This is a genomic window from Staphylococcus lloydii, from assembly GCF_015775975.1.
Lineage (GTDB): Bacteria > Bacillota > Bacilli > Staphylococcales > Staphylococcaceae > Staphylococcus > Staphylococcus lloydii.
The window spans coordinates 2,131,406-2,149,850 of sequence record NZ_CP064056.1 but is presented as its reverse complement, the minus strand read 5'-3'; the positions used below and the strand labels follow the sequence as shown (position 1 = coordinate 2,149,850).

Here is an 18,445-nt window from a genome sequence, read left to right as displayed (position 1 = left end):
TTGTGTGAATTTAGAAAAATTTTCTTTAAAGTATTTGGGAGAAAACTTTGAAATATAAAATCATGACGTGAATAAATATGTGAATGATAAATTTATTCACGAAATGTTTGTTTCAACCTCAGCAATTATGATGCACATATTGAAACGAAGAGAGGTGAAACTATGGAGATATTTGAAACATTATTAATTTTTATAGCAGTCGTTATATTAAGTTCATTTGTACATACATTTTTGCCTAAAGTGCCATTGGCCTTTATTCAAATAATTTTAGGTATGTTACTTTATGTGACGCCTGTTCCTGTACAGTTTCAATTTGATAGTGAATTATTTATGGTAGCATTAATCGCGCCATTGCTATTCGTTGAGGGTGTACAAGTATCTCGAGTGCATTTAAGACGTTATATCAAACCTGTCTTAATGATGGCACTAGGCCTAGTTGTCACGACGGTTATTGTTGTTGGATTATTTGTACATTGGATTTGGCCTGAATTACCTATGGCGGCAGCCTTTGCTCTAGCTGCAATTTTATGTCCAACTGATGCCGTAGCCGTACAAGCAATAACAAAAGGTAAAATTTTACCAAAAGGATCTATGACTATTTTAGAGGGTGAATCATTACTTAATGATGCCGCTGGTATCATATCTTTTAAAATAGCCGTAGCTGCTTTAATTACTGGTACATTTTCTGTAGTAAGTGCAGTCGAACAATTTTTAATTTCGTCCATTGGCGGATTTATTGTTGGACTGATTATCGGGGTAGCTTTCGTTAGAATGAGAGTGACGTTAACACGAAGAGGAATAGAAAATGTAAACATGTTTACATTTATTCAGTTGATTACACCATTTATAACTTATTTAGTTGCAGAAATGTTCCATGCTTCTGGTATTATAGCTGCAGTAGTAGCAGGGCTAGTACATGGATTTGAACGTGACCGTATCGCACAAGCACGTACAAGACTACAAATGAGTTATAACCACACATGGAATATATTAGGTTATGTATTAAATGGTTTTGTTTTCTCTATTTTAGGTTATTTAATCCCGGAAGTTGTCGGGCGCATTATTAAAAATGAACCACATAATCTGGCCTTTTTAATTGTAGTAACATTTTTAGTTGCACTAGCAATTTATTTATTTAGATTTTTATGGGTCCTTGTACTTTATCCTTATTTTTACTTACCAATCAGTCCCTTCCAAAAAATGATTACACATAATGAAGAGGACTCAATGACCTCAGAAGTACCTCCTAAGAGAGGGACTTACGCATTTATTATGTCAATTTGTGGTGTGCATGGGACCATCTCATTAGCCATCGCATTGACGTTGCCATACATGTTAGCAAACCACCATTCATTTTCATTCAGAGATGATTTATTATTTATCGCCTCAGGCATGGTTATTATTAGTTTAATAGTTGCGCAATTTATTGTGCCGCTCGTAACACCGGCAGCAGCTAAACCAAAACAAAAAGGCATGAATTATAAACAAGCACGTATTTATATTTTAGAAAAAGTGATAGATAGTTTAAATCAAATGTCGACGATTGAATCGAGCTTCAGATATGGCAGTGTAATCAAAGATTATCACGACAAGTTGGCATTCTTAAAATCTGTAGAAAATGAAGATGAAGATGCGAAAGAATTACAAAGACTGCAAAAAATCGCCTTTGACGCTGAGAATAACACGCTTAATAGTTTAGTTGAAAACGGCGATATTACAACGAGTGTGTTAGATAACTATATGCGGTACGCTGAACGTACACAAATCTATAAGCAAGCATCGCTTATTCAACGTTTAAAAGTAGAATTTCGTGCATTTATTTTAAAAAGACGAATTAAAACACGTATGAAAACAAATGCAGCTTCTTCATTATCTATTGTCGATAACCTTGTCGAAATTTCAAATGTAATGAGAACTGTGCATTATCGTGTCGTAAGCAGATTGAGTAAAGAAACAACGGAAGAAAATAAACTAGAAGTAGGTATGATTTGTGATGGTTACTTACTAAGAATTGAAAACTTAGCACCAAAAAACTTCTTTGATCAGAAGAATGAAACGTCAATTACTAAAGTGAAATTAACGGCGCTTAAAGAGCAAAGAAGATTATTAAATCAATTAGTAGATGATGAAGATATTAGTGAAGCGACAGCATTAAAAATCAGAGAATCAATCAATTACGACGAAATGGTACTCGTTGATAGTTTAACTTAATAGATATAATTAGAAGTTAGCACATAACCTCATTAAAAGTTAAATACAGAGGTTAAGTGCTAACTTTTTTTAAGAGAAAAAGCCATCAACAGGGGGAGGATTTCAACCTGTTGATGGCTTAAGGAGTTTATTTAAGGCTTTGAATACCACCATACCGTACTAATTGATGATTGCAGTATTAGGTGTTAAGTACGGTATGGGACTATTCACCTTACAAGGTAGAATAGCCTTAAACTATTGTTTATTGCATACTGCCGTGAATTGTGTCGATATTATATTTCATCATTTTGTAGTAGGAATCACCTTTACTACCTGGTTTACCAATTGAATCAGTGAAAATTTCACCGTAAATATCTTTTTTAGTTTCTTCGCTCAAACTTTCCATGATTTTACGATCAACACTTGTTTCAACTAGTAAATGTTTAACATTATTGTCTTTAACAAATTTGATTGCTTCTTTCATTTGTTCAGGTGTACCTTGCTTTTCAGTGTTGATTTCCCAAATATATCCAGGTTTAATTTCGTATTGTCGAGCAAAATATTTAAATGCACCTTCACTCGTAACTATTGTACGTTCTTTTTTAGGTATGTCTTTAAATTTACCATTACTTTCTTCATTTAAATCTTTAAGTTGAGTTAAGTATTCGTCACCCATTTTTTCAATATCATCTTTATGATTTTTTGTTTTGTTTAACAATGTTTCTTTGATAGTTTCTGTATACTTAATGCCATTGTCTAAACTCAACCAAGCATGTGGATCTAATTTGTCTTTATCACCTTTAGCACCTTCAAGATAGATAGGGTCTACTTTTTTGGATACTGCAACTACATCGTCATCCTTCATAGATTTTCCGGCTTGTTTTAAAGCTTTTTCAAACCATCCATTACCGGATTCTAAGTTCAAACCATTATATAGAACGACGTCAGCATCCGTAAGTGCCTTGATGTCTTTAGGTTTAACTTCATATTCATGTGGATCTTGACCAATGGGTACGATACTATGTAATTCGATTTTATCTCCCGCTACATTTTTGGCCATATCATAAATAATTGAGTTTGTTGCAACTACTTTTAATTTGTCGTCGCTCTTAGTAGCTGATGATGATTTTTTGTCATTGCCGCAAGCAGCTAAAAATAAGATGCACAGCATTAATATAGGAAGTAATTTTTTCATGTTGCAAGTCCTTTCTTATTTCGTATTTTTACAAAACTAAATATAAAGATATAGAGGATGAAGGCACATAGTACGATTGTAGCGCCGCTTGGTATATTATATATATAACTGAAATACATGCCTGTTATTGAACTAATGACACCGATAGTACTAGCAATTACCATCATTGAAGGTAAGCTTTTTGCGAGTAAATATGCAGCACTCGCGGGTGTAATTAATAACGCTACAACTAAAATAATGCCTACAGTTTGTATGCTTGCTATAGTTACCATTGAAAGCATAAGCATTACAAAATAATGAATTAAAGTGGTGTTGAGACCACTCATCTTACTGAAAGTATCATCAAATGTTGAAATCATTAGAGGTCTAAAGAAAATAATGATTAGTAACACAACTACAACACTAACCACAATGGTCGTCCAAAATGACGATGATGTAATAGATAGTATATTACCGAATAGTATATGGTATAAATCGGTTGTACTATGTATAAGACTGATAATGATGATACCTGATGACAGAAATGCAGTGAAACTTATTCCTATCGCTGCATCAGGTTTAGTTTTACTACCTGTAGTAATAAAACCAATAAGGACACTTGCTATCATGCCAGTGATTAAAGCGCCTATATAAAGAGGGATGCCAAAAACAAATGATAATGCCACACCTGGCAAAACGGCATGACTCATGGCGTCACTCATTAGTGCTAAACCTCTTAATACAATTAAGCTACCTACTGTTCCGCAAACAATACCTACTACAATGGCAATAATCAGTGCACGATTTAAGAATTGATAACTAATTAAGTGTTGGAAAAATTCTGTCATGTAACCACCTCAGTCTTCATATGCTTTGAAGTAACTTTAGTTTGATGATTTAAAAACGCATTATTTAAATTATCAGGTTGCATCGCAATGTGACTAGGGCCAAAATAGCGAATATTACGGTTAAGTAAGATGATACGATCGAAATACTCACTGGCTTTGGACAAATCATGATGAACAATCAAAATAAGTTTATTGTTAGCTTTTAATTGGTTTATAAGCTTTATGATGAGTTGCTCACTATGAAAATCTATACCAACGAAAGGTTCATCTAATAAATAAAGTTCGCTATCATTCATTAAAGCACGAGCAACCAAAACACGTTGCAATTGACCACCACTTAACTGTGAAATTTGGCGTGATCTTAAATCTTGCAACTCTAACATGTCGAACAGTTGATTTAATCGCTTCTTGCTCTTTTTATCTACCATTTTAAACCAGCCTATATTTTTATAAGCGCCAGAAATGACGACATCTGCTACACTGATAGGAAAATCTAGATCAATATTAGCTTTTTGGGGTATGTAAGTGATGTGTTTGAAAGATGAGGTAAGTGGTTTATGTAATAATAATTTATCTCCTGTAGCTTTAAATTCGCCGATAAGAGATTTTAGTAACGAACTTTTACCTGCACCATTCGGCCCCATTATGCCTATTATTTCTCCAGTAACAGGGATCGACAAATTGATGTCCTCTAGAACATGTTTATTGTCAATATGTAGGTTTAAGTTGTTTATTTCTAACATGTTTCACCTTCTTTAATAAAAAATTTAGGCTAACCTAATTAAATTTATAATATACTATGAACTTTTAGCGTGTCAAGAAATTTCGTGATACAATATAGACACTGATTATGAGGAGTGAAAATATGCTGACAGAAGAAAAAGAGGACTATTTGAAGGCGATATTGACACATGAAGGCGACGCAACATTCGTTTCAAATAAAAAATTATCTCAATATCTTAATATAAAGCCACCTTCAGTTAGTGAAATGATAAATAGATTAGAGAAATCAAACTACGTTGAAACAAAACCTTATAAAGGTGTTATGTTATCTGAAGAAGGTTTGTCATACACGTTAGATATTATTAAACGTCATCGTTTAATAGAATTATTTTTAATACAAATATTAGAATACAATTGGGAAGAAGTGCATCAAGAAGCTGAAGTGTTAGAACACCGTGTGTCACATTTATTCGTTGAACGACTAGATAAATTGTTGAACTACCCAACGACTTGTCCTCATGGCGGAATTATTCCAAGAGACAATCAGTATAAGGAAATCTATACTGATAATTTGTTATCTTTTGAAGCGGGGGATATCGTAAATATTAAAAGAGTAAGAGATCGAACGGAATTACTTATCTATCTTTCAAGTAAAGAAATTTCAATTGGTGATGAAGTTGAAATTATTAATAAAGATGAAACCAATAAGGTAGTTATGGTTCAGAAAGATGGTAATATTACAATTTTGAGTTATGATAATGCAGAACATATTTATGCTGAAAAATAATGTTGTATGTTAAGGAAATATTTAGCAACATAGCTGTTAGCATATAAATAAAATGTAACTTCTTATAAAAAAGCATTCAAACAGTGATTAAATACTGTTTGAATGCTTTTTACAATGAAAATTGTAGCTATTAAATAAAAATATTTGCTAATTTATATAAAGTGAATAGGTTGATAATAATCCATAATAGACTAAAAAATAGCGTCGGAATATTTGTCAGTTCTTTTAATGCCGAGCCATCCCATTCAGTTAGTTGTTTACTAAATGTTAGTTTGAAAATGGTCCATGAAGATTGTAAGACTTCACCGAATAAAACACCTAAGATGAAATGGTAGCAACTTGCAATGATATACATCATTATCAGTTGATTGTCGCTAGTAATTAAAAAATATAATAGCGTACCTAAAACGATAACAATAATAATAGGCAATAGTTTACGTGATGTGAGTACCACAAAGTAACAAAATATTAATAGATATAAAGTTATAAACAGACTAGGGTATTGCCACTGAATTGCTAAAAAGCCTAGGTACAACATAGCAGGTGGCATCACATAGCCCCCGAAAGTCGTAATAACTTGTCCTAATCGTCCTTTTGATTGTGTTATTGCATAGCCTTGTTGTGATGTGTGCATGCGTTCTGTAGGCGAAGCAACGATGACAAAATCTTTCGCCTTACCGCCACTGATTTTGTTAAATATAATATGACCAAATTCATGTGTTAAAACAGGGATATAATTAAAATATATATCTAATATTCGATTGATAGGTTTATGTCTATATTGATGAATAATGACATATAGGAAACCAATAAGAATAACCCATATTATATGTAATTGTATTGTTGAACTTAAAAATGCATTTATTTTCTCCATAGTGGAACCTCATTATAAGTGTTTAAAAATTAACCATTGATTATCATTATATAATAAATAATGGTCAATTACATTTAGACTTTGGACCTATGATAATTGTGCAAATAACTCGTATTATTATGTTAAATTATAATGTGTTAAAATTACTATAAACTTTTTAATTAGTATTAGATTGGAGCCAACTAAAATGGTGGAAAACAAACATAATCAAAAAATTAATGTCTTATCTGTCTATTTTGACAATGTCACACTAGTGGATATGAGACTCAATGTAAAAAATTATTTTGAACAGCAACAGCAGCAAAGTTTATTTATCGTAACTGCGAATCCTGAAATCGTTGATTATGCATCAAATAATAAAGGGTATCGTGATCTAATTAATAGCGCAGATTATGTTATTGCAGACGGAACAGGCGTAGTTAAAGCCTCTAGACTGCTAAAGACACCATTAAGTGAGCGAGTTCCAGGCATAGAGTTGATGGAAGAATGTTTAAAACTTGCTCATACAAATAAACAACGTGTGTTTCTATTAGGTTCAAAAGATGAAGTCGTGTCGCAAGCACGTAACAACCTAAGTGCTAAGTATCCTAATATTACATTTGCGCATCACCACGGCTATATTGATTTAGATGATAATAATGTATTAGCCTCAATAAAAGACTTCGATCCAGACTATGTCTTTGTAGCGATGGGATATCCTAAACAAGAGCAATGGATTAACAAGTATGGCAACCAATTTAAACATACTGTCCTAATGGGAGTAGGTGGCTCATTAGAAGTATTCGGCGGAGTCAAAAAAAGAGCGCCTAAATTAATACGTAAATTAAATTTAGAATGGGTTTATCGTGTCGTCATCGATTGGAAACGACTGGGTAGAACTAAAAGTATTCCAATATTTTTATACAAAGTGTGGAAACAAATGAGATCAAAATAACGCAACTATAGAGAATGAAGAAAGTGGGTACCTTAAAGTGAAATCGGTATATATAGTGTTAAAAGAACATATTAAAAATATATATTTAATAAAAAGGTTGGCTGATTTCCAATTAAGAATATCAAACCATAGTAACTATTTAGGACTAGGTTGGGAATTAATTAATCCAGCATTCCAAATTTTAATTTATTGGTTTGTTTTTGGGCTAGGTGTGAGACAAAATAGTTCTGTGGAAGGTGTTCCATTTATATTTTGGTTGCTAGTCGGTATAAGTATGTGGTTTTTCGTGAACCAAGGTGTTTTAGATGGTACAAAGGCTATAACTACTAAATATCGGCAAGTTTCAAAAATGAATTTTCCTTTGTCTATTTTGCCTAGCTATACCGTGTTCAGCAAATTTTATGCCCATATTCTATTATTAGTTGTCGTGATGGTTATTTGCTTAACAGGCGGTTATCATCCAACTATTTATACTTTACAATTACTAATATATATTCCCTATGCTTTAATTTTGACGATGTCAATTGCGCTATTAACTTCAACATTGAGTTTAATAATTAGAGATTTACAAATGGCTATGCAGGCATTCATGCGCATTATCTTTTTCGTTTCTTCCATTTTATATCCTGCTAACTCAGCAGTTGTATTATTCGTAATGAAATTGAATCCTATATATTTTCTAGCGGAGTCATATAGAGCAGCCATATTACATCATGAATGGTATTTTATTACCCATTGGCATCTAGCAGTTTATAACATTGTACTAGTGCTTATAATATTTATTGTAGGTGCTATATTACATATGCGTTATAGAGATACATTCGATGATTATATGTAAATAAAAAAGCAAGTTACTAATTATTAGTAACTTGCTTTTTTAATTATTTAACCACGAAACGTGAACTGTCTAAATCTGTTCTAAATTGTTTTTGTTCTTTAGCAGAACGTTTTTTAAAGTCGTTTAAAAACTTTTCGTATTGAGGTAAGACATCGTCTAATTCGCCAAAGTCTTTTAATTTTCCGCCCTCAATCCATGCTATCTTAGTACAAAAGTCTTTAACTTGTTTCATATTATGGCTTACAAAGAAAATCGTTTTTTTCTGTTCTTTATATTCATATATTTTGTCTAAACATTTTTGAGCAAAAGTTTGGTCACCTACGGATAAAGCTTCGTCAATAACTAAAATATCAGGATTTGTCGTAATGTTAATTGAAAATCCTAATTTAGCACGCATACCACTTGAATATTTTTTAACTGGTTGATAAATGAATTCACCAAGTTCACTAAATTCAACAATTTGTGGTGTATATTCTTTTATTTCTTTTTTATTGAAGCCCATACAGAGCATTTTGAATTCGATATTCTCCATGCCAGTTAATTGACCATTTAAACCTGCATTAATTGCAATAACACTAACTTCCCCTTTACGAGAAATGTTACCGGCGCTTGGTGCAAGTGAACCACCGATCATGTTACTAAGCGTAGATTTGCCTGAGCCGTTAATGCCCACTAAGCCTATAACATCACCTTCATGTGCGGTTAATGATAAATCGTTTAACGCGTAAAAAGTTTTATTTTTATGGAATGGTACTAAAACATCTTTAATACGTTCTTTATTATTGCGATAAATACGGTATTCTTTCGATACGTGTTCAATGTTTACCGATACAGTCATAATTTTACCTTCCTTATTTCCAATTACCTTGAATTATATTATATATTAAATGAGTTGTTAATTTTATTAACCTATTGTAAAGTAGGTGAGTACGATGAATACAAATATGAGTTTCAATTGTTAAATTTTACTGAATTTGTATGGTTAAATCAACTTTAAAGATAGTAAATATTGTAAATTACAATTAAATATATGGTTTGAATATTCGAAAATCATTATAACATTAAGTTATGAATTAAGTTAAATTTTGTTTTATTATATAGTAAGTTTACATCCTTTTCTAAAATAATGTATAATCGATTATTGTGCAAACAATGTAACTAATAGCTTATAATTTTGATAAGAAAAAGAGTAAATCGTTTGAAAGCGTGGTTTATATAGATGAATGCAGTATGGTTAGTTTTTAAAGAGCATTTTAAAAATTTCTATTTAATAAAAAGGTTGGCAGAATTCCAATTAAGATTATCAAACCATAGTAATTATTTAGGCATGGCATGGGAACTTTTAAATCCAGGCTTGCAAATAGCAGTTTATTGGTTTGTTTTTGGATTAGGAATGAGAAGTAATGCACCCCATGATGGCGTTCCTTTTATCTACTGGTTAATCGTAGGTATTAGTATGTGGTTCTTTGTGAACCAAGGCGTACTAGAGGGTACAAAGGCAATTGCTAGTAAGTATAATCATGTGGCGAAAATGAATTTTCCGTTGTCGATTATTCCTACATATATTGTATTTAGTAGGTTTTATGGTCATATTGGATTATTAGCAATCGTGATGGTTATTTGTTATTTTGCAGGGTATCATCCTTCAATTTATACAGTGCAGTTGTTATTATACGTACCATATGCATTTATTTTAACGGCAGCAATATCGTTAGTGACGTCAACATTAGGTGTACTGATCCGTGATACGCAAATGGCGATGCAAGCGTTTATGAGAATTGTATTCTTTGTGTCATCTATCCTAATCGTACCACCTAAAGGTATCGTAACAGACGTGATGCAACTTAACCCTGTTTACTTTTTAGCAGAGAGTTATAGAGCTGCAATTTTATATAAAGACTGGTATTTTATCAGTCATTGGGAATTAGCAGTGTATAACATTGCTATTGTAATCGTCTTATTCATAGTTGGATCAATTTTACATGTGAAATATAGAGATCATTTTGCCGACTTTATGTAATGAACAGATAAATACAACTTTTGTAATCCTTTAGTCTGAATAATTTAGGGCTAAAGGATTTTTTCTATAAATTTATAGTTAAGATAGATATAATAAAGGCAAGATATATAAGTGGTGGTGGAGCAAATGAGACAAGTAATAAAAAAGATATATATGCTAATCGTTGGTATATTAAATATTATCTTTGCTAAAAATAAAATCAACAACAATAACATCGTTATAATGATAACATTTTCTGAAGATGTGATGCCGATTATCAAGTCTTTAATGAACAAAAATTATAATATAACTGTGATTGCTAAACCAGAACTCAGCGAAACAGTTAAAACATTTGAACAGGTAAGTTTTATACCTGCGGGTAATAAACAAATATTTAAACATATTCGTGCGCTAAGTAGTGCCAAAGTTATTGTTATAGACACGTATTATTTAATGTTAGGTGGCTATAAAAAGAAACGTCAACAAACGATTATCCAAACTTGGCATGCGGCAGGTGCGTTGAAAAATTTTGGATTAACAGATCATCAAGTAGATTTATCCAATACTACGCAAGTTAAACAATATCGTCGTGTATATCAAGCGACGGATTACTATTTAGTAGGCGGGGAACCAATGGCACAATGCTTCAAGCAATCTTTTGAAGCACGTGATAATCAAATTTTACCGACGGGTTTACCTAGGCTTAGTGCTTATAATGAAATGGATATAAAACAACAACAGCAACAACTTAAAAGTGAGCATCATATAGAAGGTAAGGTAGCCGTTTATTTACCAACTTACAGAGAGAAACAAAAGGCGAATAGACACATTAATAAAGAAAAATTTGAACAACAACTTACGGATTATACGCTTTTAAACAAACTACATCCAGCAGTAGCAAGTGATTCACAGACAACTTTAGATATTCAATCGCTTATGATTATGGCAGATATAATTATTACGGATTATAGTTCTTTAGCGATTGAAGCAAGTTTATTAAATAAACCAGCAATCTTTTATGTCTATGATGAAGATGATTACGATATGGATAGAGGGTTGAATCAGTTTTATAAAGATATACCCAATACGTATAAAGCATTTAGCGAGGATGAATTAATTAAACTTATACAAAAAGGTGGTACACAATTTCAGCCTTTATTTAAGGAATGGCATCAATTTAATACTCAGCATAGTACGGAAGACGTCATTCATTTTATTGAAGAGGAGACTAAAAAATGAAAATAGCCTTCATTATTCCAGTTTTTAATGCAGAACAAACGATACGTAGAGCTGTATCATCTATTGATACAAAACACGACTATGAAATTATTTGTGTTAACGACGGCTCTACTGATAATACGCAAGCGGTACTAGAACAATTAGCAAAAGAATATAAAAATATAACAATCATAAAACAAGAGAATAAAGGTGCAGCCGCAAGCCGTAACAATGGATTAGCACATATAACGAGTGATGTGTTTATGTTTTTAGATGCTGATGATCAATTTTTACCTAGTCGAATTGATTATATGGCTGATTATTATATTAAAGATGAAGCGGTCGATATTGTGGTAGGGCAAATTGGCAGAGGAAAAGATGGAGAGTGGCAACATATCCCTACGCATAAGGGACTTAATAAATTTGACAAAGTAAATCTAGCCCAGTGTCCAGAAGTATTACAATCGATCGGACCTGGAGCTAAAATGTTTAACGCCAAATTTGCTGATTTACGTTTTGACGAGGATGTAGTGTTTTGCGAAGAACATACCTTTATCGCTAAAGCTTATAAAAAAGCGAGTGATATTCAATTATTGCCTAATATTGTCTATGCATATAATGAAGTGGAAGGATCAGTTACTGAACAACGTGCAGAACACTTTTTAGCGTATATGGCAGATGCTTTAAAAGTAAGAGAACGTGTGATGGAAGAATTATTATTAGAACACGTAAGACGCTATTACAGTTACCGTATGGATGAACTCATAGTTAGCTATTTGATACAAGCATACGTGACATCAAATAATCAGATTACTGAAGCTTTAATTAATAGTGTAACGACGTACATTAAAGCAATGCAAAGTACTGATTATGAAGGTGAATCTTTATTTAGAATTGTAAAGGTTGTCGAACAAGGGTGTAGCGGTTGGACTAAAGCGTTATATGAAGAATGGCGAAAAACGCTACATTATGTGGGTATAGGTCGTCCAAATTACTATCGTTTTAAAGTCGAGATATTGCCACACAAAGCCAAGTTTAGAGGCAAGTTGAAACTAAAGAAAATATTAAAAAGATAAAAAAATATACTTTTAATCAATTAGTATTAATAAAAAGTATATGCTATAATTTATTTTAATATGGCTAGACATATAATAACTGTAGGGAGTATTTATAATGAAAAGAGTAATTACTTATGGTACTTATGATTTATTACATTACGGGCATATAGAATTATTAAGAAGAGCTCGTGAAATGGGTGATTATCTAATTGTTGCATTGTCTTCAGATGAATTCAATCGTATCAAAGATAAGAAATCATATTATAATTTTGAACAAAGAAAAGTAATGCTTGAAGCGATACGTTATGTAGATCTCGTAATTGCTGAAGAAGGCTGGGGTCAAAAAGAAAAAGACGTTGAACGCTTCGAAGTGGATACTTTCGTGATGGGTCACGATTGGGAAGGCGAATTTGACTTCCTAAAAGATAAATGTGATGTCGTTTATCTTAAACGAACAGAAGGTATTTCAACTACTCAAATTAAAAAAGAATTATACGGTGAGGACGCTAACTAAAGTAGGGTTTGAACGTTAATTCTAAGATAAAAAGCCATTCATTGACATAATCAATGAATGGCTTTTTTATATCAAAAAATAGTTTATACGTGGCTTATATCATGCTTCGTCATTTAGAGTCTTTTTTATATGAATCGCTAATTAAAAAAGCAATTTCTATGTTATTTCAATAGAAATTGCTTTTAAGGTATACGACTAATTATTTTTTTGTTTTACGTCTAATAAAATCGATTAATAAGTAGATTAATATTGCGCAAGCAGCAATAATTAGCACTAGTCCTAATAATGTTAATACAGGGTGATCATCCCATGTCGTTTTAACGATTGTTGTAGCTTGGTGTAACAATGGTTTTTTCACTTTAACAGAAGGTGGTCCATATTTATCTGAGATGAATTGACGATCATAGTCTATGTGAACTTTTTTATCTTTAATTACGAATTTATAATCTTTTTTCGTAGCATTTTTAGGTAATACATCATACAAATCTTTTTCTACAAAGTATTTGTGGCCATTGATTTTGTGTTCACCTTTGCTCAAGATTTTTTCGTATTTATATTGGTCGAATGATTTGTTTATCATAGCGTTACCCATCATGTTACGTTGTTTTTCGCCACCAAGTTTATTGTAGTTACCCGCGCCCATGATAGTTTGTGTTATTCTGAAACCATTTCTTTTTGTAGTAATCGTATGGTTGTAATTGGCTAAATCACTTGATCCTGTTTTTAAACCATCAGTACCTTTTAAGCTCATATCGGCACCTTCTAATGAATGGTTATATGTGTAATATGTAACGCCATGTTGTGTCGGAGCAATTTTTTTAGTGAAATCAAGTATAGACGGTGTATCTTGAACTACGCGTTGAGATAATATTTCAAAATCTCTTGTTGTAGACATCGTACTATCTTCATTTTTATAACGTTTTGGTACAAAGTCTTTAAGTTGTTTATTTTCTGCACCAGTTGGATTTACGAAGTGCGTATGATTCATACCGATTTCTTTAGCTTTTTTGTTCATTAAATCTGTAAAATCTGAAGTGTTGCCAGAAACCTTGTCGGCTAATATTAATGCTGCCGCATTACTAGATGCAGAAACGGTAATTTGTAGTAACTCTTTAATAGTATAAGTTTCACCAGGATATAACTTCGTGTTACTCAGTTCAGGTAACGTCGACATTCTATAATGATCTTTAGTGATTTTAACTTTATCATTTAATGACAACTTACCTTTTTTAATATCTAACAATGTTAAATACATTGTCATCTGTTTAGCCATAGAAGCTGTATACCATTTTTTGTCAATATTATATTGGTATAATATTTGACCTGTTTGCGAAATGTTCGCAGCCCCTGTAGGCTGATAGGCATCAGATACATTGTAACCATATTGATTAGCAATACTTGTCGGCGTTTCACTTTCGGCATTAGCGAATGGTGATGATATTGTTGATATAAAGAATAACATTACCATTATTAGAATTAACTTTCTCATAAATTACAAACCCTCTTAATATATTCTCTTTTTTTACAATAGAAGTATTTTAGCATACTGGGTAAAATTAATAAACGAATATAGGTAATTGAAGGCAACAAAGTTTAATACATAAATATTGGTAACAATATATAATATTTTCCAAATAAAAAATGTTATCATAGTGTTGAGTGGATTTAACTATTAAAGTCCTAACATAAAATTACTAATAGAAAAAGAGGTACACATCACTATGCAAGCTAATCCATTATTCTATTTATTTAAGAAGATTAATTGGCCAACCTTATTAATTATTGTCGCTGTTATTATTTCTTCTTTAGGTAGTATTACAGGTTTGATTGTTCCTGCATTTACAGGAAAATTGGTTGATAATTTTTCATTTGAAAGCATGAATTGGAATTTTATCATACTCTTTATAGGAGTATTTTTACTTAATGCAATATTAAGCGGCATAGGTCTGTATTTATTAAGTAAAATTGGAGAAAAAATAATTTATGCTATACGTTCGCTATTGTGGCAACACATTATACATTTGAAAATGCCATTTTTTGACCAAAATGAAAGTGGTCAGCTAATGAGCCGTTTAACGGATGATACAAAAGTCATAAATGAATTTATTTCACAAAAGTTACCAAATCTATTGCCTTCTGCCATTACGATTATCGGCTCTTTTATTATGTTATTTATCATGGATTGGAAGATGACATTATTAACTTTTATAACAATACCAATATTTGTCATTATCATGATTCCATTAGGTAAAGTAATGCAAAATGTGTCGAAGAAAACGCAGGCGGAAATAGCTAATTTTAGTGGATTATTAGGACGTGTCCTAACAGAAATGAGATTAGTTAAAGTTTCAAACACGGAAAATGCCGAATTAGATAACGCGCATCGTAATTTGAACCGTATTTATGGTTTAGGTTTGAAACAAGCGAAAATCACTGCCATCATTCAGCCATTGTCAGGATTAATTATGTTATTAACGATTGCTATCATTTTAGGCTTCGGCGCTTTACGTATTTCCTCTGGAGCAATATCTGCAGGTACATTAATTGCAATGATATTTTATGTTGTGCAACTGTCTTCACCACTTGTTAATTTATCTACGTTAGTGACTGATTATAAAAAAGCAGTTGGTGCCAGTGCGAGGATACATGAAATTATGCAAGAACCGCTAGAAGTTATGGAAGATTCAACTGTAAATATCATTCAAGGAAGCACATTACATTTTAATCATGTTGATTTTAAATATGATGTTAAACCAATTTTAAATGATGTGAATTTTGAAATCCCCGCTGGGAAGGTTACTGCTTTCGTAGGACCTTCAGGTTCAGGTAAGAGTACAATCTTCAATATTATTGAACGTATGTACGACATAGATGCAGGTTCCGTTACATATGGCAATGCTTCTATATACGATATGCCACTTGCTGAATGGCGGAATAAAATAGGATATGTTATGCAATCTAATGCGATGATGAATGGTACGATTAAAGATAATATGCTGTATGGTATTAACCGTGAAGTTTCAGATGAGGAATTAGTACAATATGCCAAGTTAGCCAATTGTGATGACTTTATTATGAATTTAGAACAAGGCTATGACACATTGGTTGGAGAACGAGGCGTGAAACTATCAGGTGGACAACGACAAAGAATAGATATTGCACGTAGTTTTGTTAAAAATCCAGATATCTTATTATTAGATGAAGCAACTGCGAACTTGGATAGTGAAAGTGAACGCAAAATTCAAGAAGCATTAGAAGAATTGATGATAAATAGAACGACAGTAGTTATTGCTCATCGACTATCAACAATAAGAAAGGCAGACCAAATTGTCTTTATAGATCAAGGGCGCGTCACGGGTATAGGAAGCCACGAATCATTAATTCAATCACATGAAAAATACCAGCAATTTGTTACGACACAAAATTTAAATAATAATTAAAACAAAAGCAATCCATTTCAAAGGAATGGTAATTATATAAAATTTATTTTATAACGAGTATTCCCATGCTATAATTAACTTGCTATCAAAGATGACCATTTGAATGAAGAAAAGCGTTTAATGTAGCGTTTGTAAGCGAATACATATAACGACGAACAATGACTTGTTTGTAGGTGCTTTAGAAAGAGGGTCATCTGTTTTGCATAATTATATTGTAATAGTAAGTTAGTAAATTTTTTGGGAGTTTAATAACTAAAAAAGATAGATGGAATGGAGGGGGTTTAATGTTTTTAATTATTAACATAATTGGATTGCTAGTATTTTTAGCAATTGCAGTTCTTTTTTCTAGAAATCGCAAAGACATTCAATGGAAATCAATTATCATTTTAGTTATCGTGAATGTTATTTTGGCATGGTTCTTTATTTATTTCCCATGGGGGAAAGCGGCAGTACATGCACTCGCTGACGGTATTGCATGGGTGATACAATCGGCACATGCCGGAACAGGCTTTGCGTTTGCAAGCTGGGTTAATCAAAAAAATATGGATATGGCAGTAAGTGCGTTGTTCCCTATTTTATTAATTGTGCCATTGTTTGATATTTTAATGTATTTCAATATTCTTCCACGTGTCATTGGTGGTATTGGTTGGGTATTAGCGAAAATTACTAGACAACCTAAATTTGAATCATTCTTCGGTATTGAAATGATGTTCTTAGGTAATACTGAAGCTTTAGCAGTTTCAAGTGAACAATTAAAAAGAATGAACGAAGCGCGAGTACTTACTGTAGCAATGATGTCTATGAGTTCAGTATCTGGGGCAATTGTAGGCGCGTATGTTGCTATGGTACCAGGGGATTTGGTGTTGACGGCTATACCGTTAAATATTATTAATGCGATTATAGTATCGGCTATTTTAAACCCAGTACGTGTTGAAGAACAAAATGACGTGATTTACAGCATTAAAAATAATGAAATTGAAAAACAACCATTTTTCTCTTTCTTAGGTGATTCTGTTTTAAATGCCGGTAAGTTAATTTTAATCATTGTAGCATTCGTTATTAGTTTTGTAGCATTGTCAGACTTGCTTGATCGATTAATCAACGCGTTAACGGGTGTTATTGGAACTTGGGTAGGAATAAAAGGTAGTTTTGGACTAGATCAAATTTTAGGTGTATTTATGTATCCATTCGCTTTATTATTAGGTCTACCTTGGGACGAAGCTTGGATAGTAGCACAACAGATGGCTAAGAAAATTGTAACCAATGAATTTGTCGTCATGGGACAAATTAAAGATGTTATTAGTACATACTCACCACATAGACGTGCAGTACTTACGACATTCTTAATTTCATTTGCTAACTTCTCAACAATTGGTATGATCGTAGGTACTTTAAAAGGTATCGTCGATAAAAAGACATCAGATTTCGTTTCTGAATATGTACCAATGTTATTATTAGCTGGTATCTTAGTATCACTAATGACTGCCGGATTTGTAGGATTATTCGCTTGGTAAGCGATATAAAATTTAAGTATTTAACAAGCAAAAGCTCGCCGTAAACATAGTTTTATGGCGAGCTTTTTAGCTTAGTATTAAAAAACAGCAAAAAGAAAAGCCAAGTAATCGTGACTTGGCTTTTACGGGAAATGAATTAAATGTATGTTAAAAGCAAGGACTAGGTACTTATAACATACTTCGAGCAAAAATTTGTTTTTGTTTGTTACTATAAACAACACAAAGGAGATGGCTTCTTATTGGGCTTCAATAAGAAGATAAATAATATTATAGCAAGGTATAAATCATAAGTAAATAGAAAATTCAGAATTTTTTAAATTATAAGTGTTTTATA

16 protein-coding genes are annotated in these 18,445 nt (G+C 32.2%); 10 read left to right on the top strand and 6 right to left on the bottom strand.

The annotated features are described in order from the left end of the window. Nucleotides 1-162: 162 nt before the first annotated feature. On the top strand, nucleotides 163-2,211 hold the full coding sequence (locus ISP08_RS10570) for a cation:proton antiporter (RefSeq protein ID WP_048792475.1): 2,049 nt from the start codon (nucleotides 163-165) through the stop codon (nucleotides 2,209-2,211). A gap of 241 nt (nucleotides 2,212-2,452) precedes the next feature. Here the strand turns inward: ISP08_RS10570 and mntC are convergent, their stop codons facing one another. From mntC to ISP08_RS10555, 3 genes are read right to left on the bottom strand one after another with little or no spacing between them, the layout of a single operon-like run. Next, nucleotides 2,453-3,385, bottom strand: coding sequence for a manganese ABC transporter substrate-binding lipoprotein MntC (gene mntC, locus ISP08_RS10565; protein ID WP_195718603.1), 933 nt, complete (start codon nucleotides 3,383-3,385; stop codon nucleotides 2,453-2,455). Then, nucleotides 3,382-4,212: a metal ABC transporter permease gene (locus ISP08_RS10560; RefSeq protein WP_195718602.1), complete on the bottom strand. Its 831-nt coding sequence runs from the start codon at nucleotides 4,210-4,212 to the stop codon at nucleotides 3,382-3,384. Before ISP08_RS10560 ends, mntC begins: the two co-directional genes overlap by 4 nt. Continuing rightward, nucleotides 4,209-4,955, bottom strand: coding sequence for a metal ABC transporter ATP-binding protein (locus tag ISP08_RS10555; RefSeq protein ID WP_195718601.1), 747 nt, complete (start codon nucleotides 4,953-4,955; stop codon nucleotides 4,209-4,211). Before ISP08_RS10555 ends, ISP08_RS10560 begins: the two co-directional genes overlap by 4 nt. A gap of 122 nt (nucleotides 4,956-5,077) precedes the next feature. Here ISP08_RS10555 and ISP08_RS10550 point away from each other — a divergent pair, with 122 nt between their 5' ends. Next, entirely contained in the window at nucleotides 5,078-5,722 is a 645-nt protein-coding gene (locus ISP08_RS10550) for a metal-dependent transcriptional regulator (RefSeq protein ID WP_048792479.1), read from the top strand. A gap of 130 nt (nucleotides 5,723-5,852) precedes the next feature. Here ISP08_RS10550 and ISP08_RS10545 read toward each other — a convergent pair whose 3' ends face one another. After that, nucleotides 5,853-6,596, bottom strand: a complete 744-nt coding sequence (locus ISP08_RS10545; protein WP_195718600.1) for a M50 family metallopeptidase — start codon at nucleotides 6,594-6,596, stop codon at nucleotides 5,853-5,855. A gap of 187 nt (nucleotides 6,597-6,783) precedes the next feature. Between ISP08_RS10545 and tarA the strand changes: the two genes are divergently transcribed. Then, the gene (tarA, locus tag ISP08_RS10540; protein WP_195718599.1) at nucleotides 6,784-7,530 is read left to right on the top strand and encodes an N-acetylglucosaminyldiphosphoundecaprenol N-acetyl-beta-D-mannosaminyltransferase TarA; all 747 of its coding nucleotides are present in this window, start codon (nucleotides 6,784-6,786) and stop codon (nucleotides 7,528-7,530) included. Nucleotides 7,531-7,567: 37 nt separating this feature from the next. Next, nucleotides 7,568-8,368: an ABC transporter permease gene (locus ISP08_RS10535; RefSeq protein WP_048792482.1), complete on the top strand. Its 801-nt coding sequence runs from the start codon at nucleotides 7,568-7,570 to the stop codon at nucleotides 8,366-8,368. A 43-nt stretch (nucleotides 8,369-8,411) separates the two neighbouring features. On the opposite strand, the gene tagH is transcribed toward ISP08_RS10535, so the two are convergent. Beyond that, on the bottom strand, nucleotides 8,412-9,206 hold the full coding sequence (gene tagH / locus ISP08_RS10530) for a teichoic acids export ABC transporter ATP-binding subunit TagH (protein WP_048792483.1): 795 nt from the start codon (nucleotides 9,204-9,206) through the stop codon (nucleotides 8,412-8,414). Between the two features lie 381 nt (nucleotides 9,207-9,587). Here tagH and ISP08_RS10525 point away from each other — a divergent pair, with 381 nt between their 5' ends. The 4 genes from ISP08_RS10525 to tagD all read left to right on the top strand — a co-directional run bounded on the left by ISP08_RS10525 (nucleotide 9,588) and on the right by tagD (nucleotide 13,157). Beyond that, entirely contained in the window at nucleotides 9,588-10,388 is an 801-nt protein-coding gene (locus ISP08_RS10525; protein WP_048792484.1) for an ABC transporter permease, read from the top strand. Nucleotides 10,389-10,514: 126 nt separating this feature from the next. After that, the gene (gene tarB / locus ISP08_RS10520) at nucleotides 10,515-11,606 is read left to right on the top strand and encodes a teichoic acid glycerol-phosphate primase TarB (RefSeq protein ID WP_195718598.1); all 1,092 of its coding nucleotides are present in this window, start codon (nucleotides 10,515-10,517) and stop codon (nucleotides 11,604-11,606) included. Continuing rightward, on the top strand, nucleotides 11,603-12,661 hold the full coding sequence (locus ISP08_RS10515) for a glycosyltransferase family 2 protein (protein WP_195718597.1): 1,059 nt from the start codon (nucleotides 11,603-11,605) through the stop codon (nucleotides 12,659-12,661). Before tarB ends, ISP08_RS10515 begins: the two co-directional genes overlap by 4 nt. A gap of 97 nt (nucleotides 12,662-12,758) precedes the next feature. Beyond that, on the top strand, nucleotides 12,759-13,157 hold the full coding sequence (gene tagD, locus ISP08_RS10510; protein ID WP_048792487.1) for a glycerol-3-phosphate cytidylyltransferase: 399 nt from the start codon (nucleotides 12,759-12,761) through the stop codon (nucleotides 13,155-13,157). Between the two features lie 199 nt (nucleotides 13,158-13,356). Here tagD and pbp4 read toward each other — a convergent pair whose 3' ends face one another. Continuing rightward, a complete protein-coding gene (pbp4, locus tag ISP08_RS10505) occupies nucleotides 13,357-14,646 on the bottom strand; it encodes a penicillin-binding protein PBP4 (protein WP_195718596.1) in 1,290 nt (429 codons plus the stop codon). Nucleotides 14,647-14,878: 232 nt separating this feature from the next. On the opposite strand from pbp4, the gene ISP08_RS10500 reads away from it, so the two are divergent. Next, nucleotides 14,879-16,597 (top strand): ABC transporter ATP-binding protein, encoded by a 1,719-nt coding sequence (locus tag ISP08_RS10500; protein WP_195718595.1) that lies wholly within the window; start codon nucleotides 14,879-14,881, stop codon nucleotides 16,595-16,597. A gap of 284 nt (nucleotides 16,598-16,881) precedes the next feature. Continuing rightward, entirely contained in the window at nucleotides 16,882-18,111 is a 1,230-nt protein-coding gene (locus tag ISP08_RS10495; RefSeq protein ID WP_195718594.1) for a NupC/NupG family nucleoside CNT transporter, read from the top strand. The last annotated feature ends 334 nt before the right edge of the window (nucleotides 18,112-18,445 follow it).